The organism is Lysinibacillus sp. FSL R5-0849, from assembly GCF_038595075.1.
Lineage (GTDB): Bacteria > Bacillota > Bacilli > Bacillales_A > Planococcaceae > Lysinibacillus > Lysinibacillus fusiformis.
The window spans coordinates 2,033,418-2,048,188 of sequence record NZ_CP152004.1 but is presented as its reverse complement, the minus strand read 5'-3'; the positions used below and the strand labels follow the sequence as shown (position 1 = coordinate 2,048,188).

The following is a 14,771-nucleotide window of genomic DNA, read 5'->3' as shown; positions in this document are numbered from 1 at the left end:
AACGATTATCAAAATTTAGAACGCTTAGTTTAAAATGGTTGTCTGTAAATATGGTTCAAAATAGCTTCTTTGTCGTTATGTTCGTATTTTAGATTCTTCCTAAAAAACAGCGCCCCCAACTATTAGCATATAACTAACAATTGGGGGCGCTGATTGATTCCCATATTCTCTTTCCTATTTACTTTGCACTTTATAAACTTTACTATCAGGCTGTCTGTTCATTGCCTGTTGTAAAAATTGAGTTGCGGTAAATAATTTGTCTTCATCAATAGTTGTTTGAATGCCTAAGCGATGTAGGAAATTCACTAAATCATTCGTTGAGACATTGCCGCTTGCACCTGGGGCATAAGGGCACCCACCCAAGCCACCAATAGCACTGTCGTATTTTGTGATTCCGAGTTCAAGAGCAGTAAATATATTGGCTAAAGCGCGGCCATACGTATCATGAAAATGAAGGGCAAACAGATTACTGTCGTATTGCGTGAGCAGCTCTGTTAAAATAGCCTTCACCTGTACAGGGTCTGCTACACCGATTGTATCGCCCAGCGAAATCTCAGAAACGCCCATTTCTATATAGGCATCAATTATTCTCTTGACGGTTTGAATTTTTACCTCGTCCCCAAACGGACTGCCAAATACAGTTGAAATATAGCCTCTTAACGCTATACCTTCACGATTTGCTGCTTCAGCTACAGCCTTTAGGTTATGCAAAGATTGGTCGATGGAAGCATTCAAATTACTTTGATTATGCTCCTCAGAGGCAGAAATAAATAATGCAATTTCATCAACTTTTTGTTGAATGGCCCCTTCTATCCCTTTTAAGTTAGGGACAAGCGCTGCATACGTTATTTTTTCATTACGTGTGATTTTCTCGAACACTTCATGATGATCGGCCAAGGCTGGTATCCATTTTGGACTAACGAACGAGGATACTTCGATATGGCGGACACCTGTTTCACTGATTAAGTTAATCCATTGTACTTTCAAATCAGTAGGAATAAATAAATTCTCATTTTGTAAGCCGTCACGCGGACCAACTTCTCTTATTTCCACTTTTTTTGGTAAAGTCATAAAGATACACTTCCTTTAACTAAATGCCGAATAGCTGCAGCATAATCCAGCTTGATGCGTAGAATACCATGAATTGCACGCCGGCACCTACACCTAAAATACGATTTAATAAACCACCAACCGTTGCGACTGTAAATGTTAAAACTACCCCTAACAATTGTGCCTCGTTATAGGCAAGCAAGAACGCTAATCCTATGAACATGGCTACGATTGCTTCCTGGCTAATATATTTTAATACTAATACGGACGCTTTACGTGCATAATTCATCGCAAACGGATAAGCAATTAAAGCCGCCACACTAATACCGATTAACCCAAAAATGAAAAAATCCCATGAAGACATTAACGTGTGTAGGTTGTTTACCGGATCCACAGTAAAAATCGGTGGTGCATTAAATAAAGGTGATGCTGGTCCAAGTGCTACTGGGCTTAACGGAATACCGAATGCAATTAATGGAATAATAGCTTCAGCGATATATGTCGATTCCGTTACTCCATTCATGACAGTAAGACTCGTTGTTGATTTTTTATAGGCACCTTTTGTGCGAGAGCCTACAATTTCTCCCATTAAAGAAGTCATCCCTACAGGACTAAAGACAAATGTTAAGGAAGAAAGAAACGTTGTAATGCTCGTGAAAATCGTCTGTCTTTTCGATAAAATTTTAAATGGATTCGGAAAATATCCTTTCCATGATTTCGTTTCAGGTGCAAGATTATATTGATTTTGCTTACTGCGCGTTAAATCATTTTTAGCAACAGGAGATGCTGCCATTAGAATATTACTAAACATTGGCCCAATGGCGATCCCTAAAAAGAATGTAATACTTAAATGTTTATCAAGCATTGCAAAGCTAACGCTATCTAGAGCCTTAATGAAAAACGCAAATGGAATAATGATTAAAAGACTTGCCCATTTCCCTTTTGAAAAGAACGCGATTAAAATAGCGGCAAGTGTAAAAATAATGCCTGACGAAGATTTAAAAAAGTCGGCAAATTGACCTAAAAACTGACCTAATAGGACGGCAGTTGGTAAGGCGATAAATGCACCGATGACACCGCCTGAAATCATTTTACGTAGTGCAACATGCGGCATGCCTAAACGGCGTAATGTATTTGCATGGTCGATTAACGGTACAGCCGTTGTGTCACCAGGAATACCTAATAACGCAGTTGGTACAGCATGTGTTAAATGCTTAGCTAACACCCCCGCCATGAAGAATGCGAACACACCTTCAGGAGGCGCTCCCAGTAAAATAACTAGCAATGTAATGGGTACCATAATTGCAGTTTCATCTGTACCTGAGATAAGACCAATGACAGTGAAGATAGCTGCACCTAGAAGAGCAAATAGCAGAGCAATTAAATATATACTCATTTTTTATCCGCTCCCTTCAAGCCTTGTAAGCTAGAAAGAATACCAAATTCCTCGAGCTCTTTTTTTGTCACAGGGTCTTCCTCAATTAAGCGTATTTCCTCATCGATATCAATTTGTAAATCTTCAAACGCTTCCTTTAAAGAATGACTAGATGTTTCATCCTCTACTAAAATACGCTTTGGTTTAAATAGAATGGTATTGATAACGACAACTATTAGAATACCTGCAATTCCTGTTAATAGTGAGTAGGAGTTAATCATTTGAGGGTCTGCAAACTTCGGAAATACCCACTGGCCTAATTGATAGCCCAAAAAGCTGGCTGCAACGCTTAAAATAATTGAAATGATTAACTGATTACCAGAAACCGTGTCACCTAGAATTTCGATAAACTTTTTTTCATCTACATTTTTTTGCTCATTATATGGAGTATTCGCCAAGTTACTCACCTCGCAGAGAATTTGTAATCTCTAAAACACGATCATAACGGAAATCTTTCTCTTCAACTGCCTGCTGCACAACACGGTCAATAATATCGCCTGTTGCTCCAGCCATTACAGCCAAGTTTTTGGCATGCAGACGCATATGACCTGATTGAATACCTTCTGCGGAAAGTGCTCGTAAGCTCGCTAGGTTTTCTACTAATCCTACCGCGGCAATATAGCTGGCTAGTTCCTCTGCAGATTGCACATCCATAATTTTTAGCGCGGCTTTTGCAACAGGATGAGTCTTTGTAGCCCCTCCCACAATACCAACAGCTAACGGTAATTCCAATGTACCAACAAGATTGCCTGCTTTATTCAGCTCCCAAGTCGTTAAAGAACGATATCTGCCAGAACGGGCAGCATAGGCATGAGCGCCTGCCTCAACAGCACGTGTATCGTTACCCGATGCTAATACTGCAGCAGTAATACCATTCATAATTCCTTTATTATGGGTAGCAGCACGGTACGGATCAGAATCTGCAAATTCGTAAGCACTTACAATATTTTTCGCGATCGCTATCCCCCCGAGCATTTCTGTCGAGAATTCACCACGAGCACGAACAATACGCTTATCTGCTAAATTTGAAATTATTCTGAGCACAACTCGTCCATTTGTAATCCGTTCGATTAATGGTGACACAGATTCTGCCATCGTATTTACAGCATTTGCCCCCATCGCATCCTTCGTATCTACGATTAAATGCACAACAACCATTGTTTCTTTTGCTGTGTCGATTAAGTGCACCTCTACATCCTTTACTCCGCCGCCCAGCTTTACTAACGTCGGATCTTTTGCATTACAGTGTTCGATGATTTCATCTTTATGTTCAAAAATTTTCGCCCTTGCTGCATGAGGGTCATCAATATTTAATACTTGAATCTGTCCGCGCATAACTGTTCCTGAGCTGGAAGTAAAAATTCCGCCTAACTCATATGCTGCACGTGCAGCATTACTAGCTGCAGCAATCACAGACGGTTCTTCCGTAGCCATTGGAATAAATACCTCTTTACCATTTACTTTAAAATTGGCTGCTACCCCTAAAGGAATTGAAATGTGTCCAATAACATTTTCAACCATTGCATCTGCAAGCTCTAATGAAATTCCACTGTTTAAAGCTTCAACTTCCTCGTTTGTTAACTTTGATTTTTCAGCGATTAACTTAACTCGCTCTTCCACTGAAAGTAAATAAAATCCTTTAATTCGTGAAGTCATCCCCATACCCCCAAAAATATAAAAAGTGTAATACAATTCAACTAAGTTGAATAGCATTACACCAATTGTAAATTGTCTGAATAGTATTGTAAACAAGAAAATTGTATTTTCGATCATATTTACGTTTAAAAGATAGATTTAATCCTCCACATAAATTGTTAATACTTTTGAGTTTTCCGAAGAGTTGTTAATAAAGATATGTTCTTTTTTTCCTGAAAAATACGCCGAGTCACCTTCTTCTAAATGGTAAAACTTATTATCGTATTTCAAGATGATACTACCTGAAATGATGTAAATGAATTCATCATTTTCGTGTGTATAAAGGGCTAAATTTTCTGCCCCATTATGTACAGTGACAATTGAAGGATTGATATTGCTCATATAGCTCTTATTCGCTAACAGCTCGTATTGATAACCGAGCTGATTCGTTTCAACCGTCTCATTGCGCTCTTTTTTCGAAACAATAGAAATGCCATCAAATTGATCCTGGATAACAAACCAAGCCATAGGCACATCAAATATTTCCGCAATTTTGGACAATGTCACCAGGCTCGGTGTCGCTTTGCCATTTTCTATTTTTGAAATATGACTTTTCGTTAAATTAATCTGCGAAGCTAAATCATCCTGAGACATTTTATTTTTCTTTCGCATCTGCTTTATTTTTACTCCAACTTCTAGTAAGTTCATTCATTCCAGTCCCTTCGATCAGTTAGGCTTTTTACATAACTATACTATATTTTTAAATGTAGGATAGAAAATACGGAAAGTAGCTATTTGAGGTCTTGAAATGATGAGGATGTGTAATGTTGTTCACTACACACCCTTTACTATGTTTTATGAGATAGATTTATTAGCAGTCTGTCCATGCATTGCGCCCTGTTTTGTGAATCAGCTAAACAACGTAAAAGTTTGTAAAAAGAACCCAAAAAGAACGGAGTCATAGCCATGATGAAATATCGGCAATTTTCCTATCTATTAGGCATCTTTACCAAGTACCTCTGCCAAAAGCGGGATAGAGGAAGAGGAGCCTTTTCTAGATACTGCAAGGGAAGCAGCCTTTGAGGCTATATTTAGTGCGGATGTAATGTCTGCTTTTTGAGAAATCATACTAAGGAAATAGCCTAAAAAAGTATCCCCTGCTGCCGTCGTATCCTTCACTTTGACTTTATAGATTTCTTGCTTGTGTTCTTGAATTTTGTCTCTATACACGACGCCATTTGTACCTAAGGTCAACACAATTTTTAAATTACTATTGTTTGATAGTAAATGATCGAGTATTTTGTTAGGTGATGTTTCTCCACTAATGGCTTGTCCCTCGATCTCATTTAGTAGTAAAAAATCAATTTTCGAAAGGTCTAAATCCTTCATCGTATCACTTATTGGAGAAGGATTTAACGCAATGGTTAAACCCTTCCTATATGCCGCATTGATTAGATAATCTAGACTGTTTATTTCGTTTTGAAGAACGAGGAAATCATCCGCATTGAAGTCCTCTAGCACTTGATCAATTTGTTCGACCGTTATTTCTTTATTCGCTCCACCATAAAGGAAGATACAATTCTCACCTGTCGGCGTCACTTGGATAATGGCATGCCCTGTAATTAAACCATCCTCAACTATTCCCTCAACATTAATTCCTTCTGCGGTTAATTTTTGTTTGAGAAATAGACCATCTTTTCCAATTTTACCTGCATGAAACACTTGAGCGCCCGATTTTGAAAGAGCTATGGATTGGTTTAATCCTTTTCCACCGGGATATTGTTCAAAGCTGTCCGAAGATAATGTTTCACCTTCTTTCACAAAGTGAGGTAATGTATAAACCTTATCAATATTTAATGATCCGAAATTCAAAAATTTCATCTACCCACCCCATTCAATTAACTTATCAATAATTCTATTAGACGTTTCTTGAATAATGCATTGTCAATAGTCTTACAAACTGTGGCATTAGGCGTGTGCCCGGCAAATCCATCCGAAATGGCAAGTTTACTACCGTCATTTAAGATTACTTGACCATAGGCAGCAGCTTCTGTCGTACACACATAGCAATAGCATAATTTGTCCTCCACAACGATTTCATTCCATAATACAACACCCATTGCAACGGCATCTGGTAAATCAACAATATGTTCATTACTTCTTTCTAAATTATACGCAAGCAAGGAACGGTTACATTGAACAGAGAACACAGCCTCTTCTTTACCGCTTGCCAGTAATACATCCATATCTTCCTTATTCCATGCTGCTTCGCCTAAACATACATCAAATCCAATGATGGTAGTAGGTATACCAGAATTGAGCATAATACTATAGGCCTCTGCATCTACATACACATTAAATTCAGCAACAGGTGTAGTATTTCCAGGGCCAAAGCCAGAAGTACCCATTGTGTAAATATGCTTGACCTTTTTCATTGTCTCTGGTGCTTTCAATATAGCAAGGGCAATATTTGTAACGGGACCAATCGTTACAATTTCGATTTCACCAGGGTTATTTTCAATCAATTCAAGGATCGCATCGACGGCATGCTTGCTTTCTGGCAAAAGTGTGGGATGTATTAAATGACAATCGCCCATTCCATCTTCACCATGAACATTCACAGCTGTAACTAAATCCCGCATAAGTGGCTTGGCTGCTCCAACATAAAGCGGTGGCTTTTGACCATTCGCGACCTCAATGGTCATTAGTGCATTTTTTGTCGCTAATTCAATCGGGACATTGCCACAAACAGTGGTGATCGCCTCTACTTTTAGATTAGTTGATTTTAATGCCATCATTAAGGCTACTGCATCATCACTTCCAGTATCTGTATCAATAATTAATTTCCTCATAACAAGACCTCCCATTCATATTTGCTCTGATTATATAATTCAATCTATAATGAAAATAGGTCAAATGACCAAAACTAAAAAGATGGTGAACATATGGATTTTCAAGCTATTGTGAATGATGCACCAGCGCATATTAAGAAAGAATTTATTTATAGAAAACATACAAAAGGCAGCCCTATCATTCACCCGCATGAACAAAATAATTATCTTTATATCCTAACTACAGGAACGGCAGAAGTGTATAGACAATCCTATGAGGGAGCGATGCTGTCGCTTTATATTTATGATGCATATAGTTGTTTTGGGGAAATAGAAATTTTTAATGAAAAGATGAAAACACTCGGTGTAATCGCGAAACAAAATTGTGAAACGATAGCTATCCATAAAACAAAGGTGTATGAATGGATGAAAATCGATTTTAATTTTAATGTTTATATCGTGAAACAACTTGCCTCCAAGTTAACATTAAGCTCAGATACTACAGCAAAATTATCATTGCTAACTGTTAAAGACCGTATTTTATTAAGCATACATAATCACTATAAAATCGGTGATTTAGACCATCTTACAAAGCAAATTTTATCAAGCGAGGTCTGTGCCCCTATTAGAAGCCTAAATCGTTCAATCAGTCAGTGCATCAATGAGGGCCTTATACATTATAAAAATAAAAAATTCTCTATTCATTCATTAGAAGAACTAGAAAAACACCTTAATCATTTTTTATAAAGTTTTCGATTTGTTTTCATTTGGCAACAGTAGATTATTCCAGCACATAAAAAAGTCAGTTTCCTGTGCGCTCAGGATACCGACTTTTTTTTGCTTCATCTAATTTGGTCCATTACCTAAGGAAACATGTATTAACCGTCCTTACTACATTCTTAGAGCCTCTTCACCCCTACTAATTCCTGTCGGTTAAATTCCATTTTGTATATATCGGGCTTGGTTGTTTGTAGCAAAAAATCTAAATTGTACGCTTCATGATAGTATCCCATCATCAAGGTCATGACTAATGCGTGAGTTCCTATTACTACTTTTTGCCCCTCATAGGTATTTAATAGCTCTTTTAAAACTTTAACAGCTCTTTTTTGACACTCGTTATTCGATTCTCCACCCTCTAATGCTAAATTGGGGTCCAAGAAGGATTTCTCTAATAGCGGAAATAACTCATTATCAGGTAATCGCTTTTCTTCTGATGAAAAAATTCGCTCTTTTAATTCTTCACAAACGATAACTTCTTGACTCAGTTGTTTAGCTAATGGCTCAACAGTTAAAATGGACCGAGTATATGGACTGGATATTATAGTATCAATTCCCTCACCCCTTAACAAATCAGCTATACTTTGAGCACTTAATTGGCCGTTCACAGTTAACCCTCTTGTTCGGTCAATTCCCTCATACGGAGATTCACCGTGCCTCACCATATAAATAAACGTCGTTTTCCCCTTAACAAATGCCACTAATCACTCACCTCATGTATTATTTAGCAGGAACAATATATTAGAGTAGGTATTTCAATGAAATTCCCAAAAATATATGGTTTATCCTTTTTTATGATCCATTTTATAGAACGAATCTGGATGAAATGAGTTTCAAGAAATGTAATTTAACACCAAATCAATCACCCTGCACTGATAATTCGATAAAGAAAAAAGAGTTGCCTATAAGACTCAAATATTCTCATTCAAAATTAAAGAGCATCATTCTTTTTCAGGAATGATGCTCTTTTAAACCAAATCTACTTATGTTCAAATGTCTTACTAAGTATAATTGACAACTGTTAAATGACGCTCCAACGGCGTGTTTACATATATCCTAGCTTGTTAAGAAGACGGTTCATTATTATTGCCATTTCAGCACGGGATGCAGTTTGATGTGGTTTAAAATCACCTTCATTATCACCTATCATAATACCGTTGGAAATGATTTTTTGCACTGCCTCAGTAGCCCAATTGGATACTTCTTTTGAATCATTGAGAGATATCGAATAGTTTACAGAAGCATTTGAAGGAGTGCTGCTACCATATTCAAGTACTCTCGAAAGGATGACCGCAAGTTCTTCCCTTGAAACATATTCATTCGGTCGGAAACTACCGTCCTCATACCCATTCACAAATCCGGCTTCTATTGCAGAGGAAACCTCCTCTACATACCATTGACCAGAAATATCAGATAATGCTGCAGGATGTGCCGGCTCTGGGATGCCTATTGCCCTGACCAATAGTGCTGCTGTCTCCGCACGCGTTAAGTGGGCATTCGGGTCAAAGATTCCCTGTCCTTTTCCCTCAAAGATAAGCATTGAAGCCAACTTTTCCGCTTCTTTTTTGGCCCAATGTCTTTTCATATCAGTAAAAGTTTGTTGGTTACCAATATTTAAGTACAAGCCATCACTGCTGACGGGAAGCAACGCATAGACTTGGCCTCCGATATTTTCATAACGGACCGGAACATATTTCATTTGCTTAAGCTGCTCGTTCCATACCGTTACAATCGTATCTGGAGGGTTCTCGGAAACGACAATGCGTCTTTCAACCTTACTACCTAATTGTTTGATAGCAATACCGGCTTCGTCTCCAATACTCATAATAATTTCAAATTGAATAGGGCCAGACAATAATTTTGCACCTCGAGATTTTAGATCATTTAATAAATTAACTGGAGCTTCCGTCTCTCCAACGTAAATTGAAAAGTTGATTTTATCGCTATTTTTCCCTACAAATTGGTTCTTTGCAGAAGCAATCAATTCAGAGACAGGCAGTTTCATTATCCCACCAGCCGCTGTTATTTGAAACGCAAACGAAGGATTCAACTTGAGTAATTTGTGTGCCGTTTCTCCGCTCACCTCGAAATATCCCTTTGCTGTCTTCTTATCGAGCTCAATAAAGCCAGATTTCACTTGAGACTGGGTAAGGTTCATTCTTTCCTTTTGATTATTTTGGTCAATGAAATCAATGTGAAATTCCGATTGTAGCTGTTCAGATTCCTTAGTAGGTTCCTTAATTGGTTCTTTAATAGGTTCTTTAATAGGTTCTTTCGGCTCCTCAACATTTGTATTATTCCTTAAAACAATCAAATGAAACTGTCGACTCTCTGATTCCAGCCCTTTTGTTACCGTAGCTGTGAGGGTAACTGTTTGGTTTCCAGATGATGGCTGAGAAACTGAACCGTCAGCAGGATTAATCAGTTCTGCCCGACTAGAAGTCCATGTAATGGAAGAACCATTCTTCCCTGTAACTGGAAGACTCAACCGATTTCGTACGTGCTTTTCGTCATCACCAGCTGTGTAACCAATCGCAAGTAGCTTTATGTCTCGAGCCACTGCCTCTTTATCCATCATATCGGTAGCTAAAATCGTTAGGTTATATCGGATTTTATAAGTTGTCTGATTCGCATCAACCTCTGCCTCTAGCGTTATGGCTGAGTCGCCAGCTGGGTAAGCCGGCCGCTGCACGGCTCCTGTTGTTGCATTAAGTAAGCTGTTGTCCGAAGACGTCCAGCGAATCGGACGCCCTGCATCATCTGCACTTGGTAACCCAACATTTGACTTCACTGCATTGGACGTTTCTCCTATGGCGAACACTGGCTTTGGAGCAGCATAAACGGTTAGCTGGCCTAAGTCTTTTATAACCTCGTAATTGGATAAACGGTTCAATGGATCAAGAAGCTGTGCAGTAATATCATAAACACCTTCAGCGCTATCTTCCCTCGCTAGTGAATCATACTTTGCCGTAATGGAGTCATCGGCAACTGCGCCTGTAAGATTGCCAGTGAATGGAGGATTTGCTTTACCTGCCCAGCGTGATATCGAATCCGATGCAACATGAAGCTCAGCTTTCTTAACTGTTAGCACTCCCTCCTCAATAACAACTTGGTAATTATTCAGCTTGCCTTCGGGATCAGCTAAGGACGGAATGATTGTATACGATCCCACTGGGCTTGATTCGGTTGCTGCTGTCGAATAGGACGCTAGAATTTCATCTCCATTCACAATTCCAGTAATTGAACCACTCAAAGACGGATTGCTTTGTCCATATGCCCGGGATTGATTGGCAACCATGACGGTTAAAGACGCTGGTATTACAGTTAAAGTTCCTGGCGAATAAGTGATTGTGTACTTCGTTGATGCCAAACCACTGGCTGTTATATTATAAATGCCGATTGGGCTTGAAGTAACAGCTGCTGTCGAATACACTGGTTGCCCGATCGAAGCAGCTGTGTCCCATGCCATCAGGCCGTTATAGTTCAGTGTGAAATTGTTATTAGTTGTTCCATATTGTCTAGTAACATTGTTAGGCGTTACAGTAAGCGGGGCTTTGTTGACCGTAAGTGTTGTTGTCTGTTCTGCCGCAGGGTAAGGATACGAAGCTTCTGTCGATACTTTCAATTCATAGCTTCCCGCAGCTTGTCTAAGTGAATAGGAGCCGGAACCAATACCTGCTGAATTGGTTGTAATAAAACCTATGGAACTTCCATTAATGGAGACATTAATTCTCTTTCCTACGATAGGCCCATCAGGTGTTGTCAGCATTGCCGAAATAACTACCGTTTGGCCGTATGTACCATTCAAAGGAGACACTGCGAGCGTAGTTGTATAATCCCTTGGTGATTGTCCGACATAGGTGTTAAAGCCGAAGTCATAATTTGTCCAATTGTTTTCCGTATAGGCTTGTCCCCCTCCATATACGTTGGAAGTATAAACCTTCCAAGCCGTTTGCGGCGTATCGCCGATTGAGGAAGTTAACAGCATCGTATATTGCTGTCCCGCTTGTACCTGCGTAGGCTGATCGAAAAATACGCTCACCCAGCCCCCTGGATTGTAAGGGATATCAATGCTCCTAAATGTCGCAGTTGCCAAAGCAGCTCCGGAAACACTTTCACCATCATAAATACTAAGTGTAAAAACAATACCTGAGCTTCCGTAATCTACCATATACAGATCAATTTTATTCAAATAACCGGACAAGCCTGCCGTAAAGCTTTGACCTTTTCCGTGCGCTCGAAAGATTCCACCCGGGTCCCCCGCTCCGGATGTTTGGTCAAGCGTATCAGCAGCCGATGCAGATCGAAGACCATTAATTGTTTCTGGAATGACTATATCTTCCGCTTGTCCTGTATAGTCAGTTATCATGACATCCGAATCAATAGGTGTCACAACAAAATCATCATCGTTTGTATCATTTGCATTGGCAGACATATCCCCCCAAGATAAACTAAATAATAATAAAATGATGAAGATGTTACTTATTTTTTTCAAATATAAACGCCCTCCTTTACGTTATTTGCCGTTTTTCTCTATGTATCATTATAGAAATACATACATTTTCACTATACTATAGAAAAAAAAAGAGTAATACTGAATAATGTTAATGATTAGCAAATTAACATTCAAAATTAATAGATTTTTGTATAGCATCTAATGTAAAGCGGACTGTCAGTAAAAATCCGTAACTTAAAACCCTAAAATGCTTCATTCACACGACCACTTCAACTACTCTCAAAACAAGAAACCTACGAGAATAGTCATCCGCGAACCTATAAAAAAGGTAGCACCTGAAATTTTTCCTGATGCTACCGACAAATTATCATATTTCTATAGTAGTTTTTCAAGCGGGACTTAGTACAGATTCATATATTTTCTCATGGCAAAAAGCTCTTTTTAATGATTTTTACACATAATTTATTGAAAGTGCTCTATGCACGTCTTTTGTACAACTAGCGATAAGATAGCGCAACGACTGCTCCCCAGCAAAATGCGTTTTGATCATCTCCCTTTTCCAGTTATACGAAATCATTTTATGAAAAACCCCGCGAACTTTTTATTGTTCGCAGGGTTTCTATCGTTATTGCCAAGCTTGCTCCGTACCATTCCACTGTTTAAAAAACTCTTCATCTGCCAATAGGACTTCATATATTGGGTTGAAAAATTGTTTAACAATTCCTTTTTCTAGTATAGGCGTTGACTCCCATGTCAGGTGACGTTGGTCAGACAATTCCTCAAGATAAGCCTGTAATTTACGACCCTCTATGTTTTGTGTTTGTAATACCCTCTCAATATCTTCTACTATTTTTGAAGTCATAGAGGGATATTGGAAAATGTCAAGCAAGGCTTGGGCAACTACAAATTCGACTGAAGAGGTAGAGAGCTCCGCTGGCTTCAAGTCTAGCATCGACGGGAAAGTATAGGTCGTTGGTGCTATTCGATTTTCTATAAAGGTTATTTTAACTTCTATGTATGTAGTGATTGTGTCCAATGTTGCTGGTATTTTTAATTGAATACTCGTATCCGTTATTATACTTTCGATGTCATTTTCTAAAAATTGAACGCCGTCCTCCTGTATTTCGAACGAACAAATTTCTGTAAATGCCTGTTGGACTATGTCGTGTTGATACGCGCTTTTTCGTGCTGTGAGTGTTAGTTCATTCGGTGGCATCCCTACTCCTTCAGCTAATGTAAAGAAGAAAAGATCCCCTTCTATGTAAAATTGATCATAATGGGATGATATTGATAAACGGTAGAGAAGTCTTTCCTGACAATAAAATGCTACTAGTTGCTCAATGCTTACTTTCTTCATTTCTGCTATTTTTGTTAATTGCGTAATTACATCTGCTGTTATTGTATTGATTTTCTCCATAAACTTCCCTCACCTTTTTGATTTTTCAGATTTTTAACTATAGAATTTAGACTTTTACTAAAATTCTTGCTTTTATTATTACTTATTTTACTAGCATAGTAAACGGTAATGTATACCAGCATAATTTTGGCAACAAAAAAACTGCCAGCAACTCATGCGACAGCGTCCAACAATTAGACAAGGGGCAGCCTCGCTCATGCGAAACTACCCCTTTAGTATTTATAGGTAACATTTTCGTAAATTGTAAAAGTCTCAACCCAATCATCTGGGGAATATTATCTTGAAACAATAGTTGTTTCATCACCGCGGTAAAATTCCACTGTGTGCTCTCTAACTTAAGCAACGCAAACCCTACCATCTTTTGCGTCCTTGCAGCCCCAAAGCATGCGCCAGTGTGAATAAGTATCTACAAAAACAAAAAGCAGAATGCCAGATTACTGAAATATGCCACCTAAAATAGCACATCTTTAATTATAGCACTCTACATTAAAAATGTAAAGCACTAATTATAAAATCTCTCAAACACCAACCAAATTATCGTTCAAAAATAAATAGAGTTACCAAATGGAATGTCATTCTTTTCTCGAATAGATTAAGGCACCACCTGATCCCATCATCATTAAATGTTTACCAGAAGGAGAAAATCCACATTTTATAGCACCATCCAAACGCTGTATATCAATAGCTGTAGCATTACTTAAATAGCTATAACGGGGTGTAAATAGATAATCGAGGACTACTGTTGCCCGTGGCCACCATGGGTAAATGACTTCAACCTGCCAGCCATCTAATGTCACATGTATCCCATCCCCCGCTTCCAAGCCAAAAATGGAGGTAGGTTTCTTTGTTAACGGATAGTGAAAGGTTAAGCGGTCCTCACTGACACAGTCCTCCGTCCATTCCGCATCTCGTTCACGATGAAGACAAAGACCCGTTATCGGTTCAGTGATACTATAGCCCGACCCACTTATGAGAATGATATTTTCATCTTGATCCCAACCACAGGCTAGTACACCATTGGCAGAAATTATCGTTTCATGCTCCCACGGACTCGGAGGTTTTGTAGCTTTCAATGATTGTGCTTTGGCTAATAAATCTAGTTCAAAAGGGGTTCTAATTTCGCTATTCGTCATATGGATTTGGAGCCTCCTTATTATTTCCCTATAATTA

12 protein-coding genes are annotated in these 14,771 nt (G+C 38.7%); 1 reads left to right on the top strand and 11 read right to left on the bottom strand.

The window, feature by feature from the left end:
* Positions 1-174: 174 nt before the first annotated feature.
* From MKY80_RS09960 to MKY80_RS09930, 7 genes are all read right to left on the bottom strand, one after another.
* Positions 175-1,071, bottom strand: coding sequence for a hydroxymethylglutaryl-CoA lyase (locus MKY80_RS09960; RefSeq protein WP_089984658.1), 897 nt, complete (start codon positions 1,069-1,071; stop codon positions 175-177).
* Positions 1,072-1,090: 19 nt separating this feature from the next.
* Positions 1,091-2,446 (bottom strand): tripartite tricarboxylate transporter permease, encoded by a 1,356-nt coding sequence (locus MKY80_RS09955; RefSeq protein WP_008175065.1) that lies wholly within the window; start codon positions 2,444-2,446, stop codon positions 1,091-1,093.
* A complete protein-coding gene (locus MKY80_RS09950) occupies positions 2,443-2,892 on the bottom strand; it encodes a hypothetical protein (RefSeq protein WP_237068776.1) in 450 nt (149 codons plus the stop codon). The genes MKY80_RS09955 and MKY80_RS09950 overlap by 4 nt, the downstream gene beginning before the upstream one ends.
* Positions 2,885-4,141 carry a hydroxymethylglutaryl-CoA reductase, degradative gene (locus MKY80_RS09945; protein WP_342532808.1) on the bottom strand — a complete coding sequence of 419 codons (1,257 nt, stop codon included), beginning with the start codon at positions 4,139-4,141 and terminating at the stop codon, positions 2,885-2,887. The genes MKY80_RS09950 and MKY80_RS09945 overlap by 8 nt, the downstream gene beginning before the upstream one ends.
* 138 nt (positions 4,142-4,279) lie before the next feature.
* Entirely contained in the window at positions 4,280-4,828 is a 549-nt protein-coding gene (locus MKY80_RS09940; protein WP_008175072.1) for an XRE family transcriptional regulator, read from the bottom strand.
* Positions 4,829-5,116: 288 nt separating this feature from the next.
* Complete coding sequence (locus MKY80_RS09935) at positions 5,117-6,001, bottom strand: ribokinase (RefSeq protein ID WP_008175073.1); 885 nt, start codon at positions 5,999-6,001, stop codon at positions 5,117-5,119.
* Between the two features lie 17 nt (positions 6,002-6,018).
* Positions 6,019-6,972, bottom strand: a complete 954-nt coding sequence (locus tag MKY80_RS09930; RefSeq protein WP_171364776.1) for a nucleoside hydrolase — start codon at positions 6,970-6,972, stop codon at positions 6,019-6,021.
* A 93-nt stretch (positions 6,973-7,065) separates the two neighbouring features.
* Between MKY80_RS09930 and MKY80_RS09925 the strand changes: the two genes are divergently transcribed.
* Positions 7,066-7,698 carry a Crp/Fnr family transcriptional regulator gene (locus tag MKY80_RS09925; protein ID WP_342532804.1) on the top strand — a complete coding sequence of 211 codons (633 nt, stop codon included), beginning with the start codon at positions 7,066-7,068 and terminating at the stop codon, positions 7,696-7,698.
* Between the two features lie 152 nt (positions 7,699-7,850).
* Here MKY80_RS09925 and MKY80_RS09920 read toward each other — a convergent pair whose 3' ends face one another.
* From MKY80_RS09920 to MKY80_RS09905, 4 genes are all read right to left on the bottom strand, one after another.
* Positions 7,851-8,393, bottom strand: coding sequence for a histidine phosphatase family protein (locus MKY80_RS09920; protein ID WP_043989898.1), 543 nt, complete (start codon positions 8,391-8,393; stop codon positions 7,851-7,853).
* 380 nt (positions 8,394-8,773) lie between these two features.
* A complete protein-coding gene (locus MKY80_RS09915) occupies positions 8,774-12,223 on the bottom strand; it encodes an immunoglobulin-like domain-containing protein (protein ID WP_342532801.1) in 3,450 nt (1,149 codons plus the stop codon).
* 586 nt (positions 12,224-12,809) lie between these two features.
* A complete protein-coding gene (locus tag MKY80_RS09910) occupies positions 12,810-13,601 on the bottom strand; it encodes a nucleotidyl transferase AbiEii/AbiGii toxin family protein (protein ID WP_342532798.1) in 792 nt (263 codons plus the stop codon).
* Positions 13,602-14,173: 572 nt separating this feature from the next.
* Positions 14,174-14,734, bottom strand: a complete 561-nt coding sequence (locus MKY80_RS09905; protein ID WP_342532797.1) for a hypothetical protein — start codon at positions 14,732-14,734, stop codon at positions 14,174-14,176.
* Between the last annotated feature and the right edge of the window lie 37 nt (positions 14,735-14,771).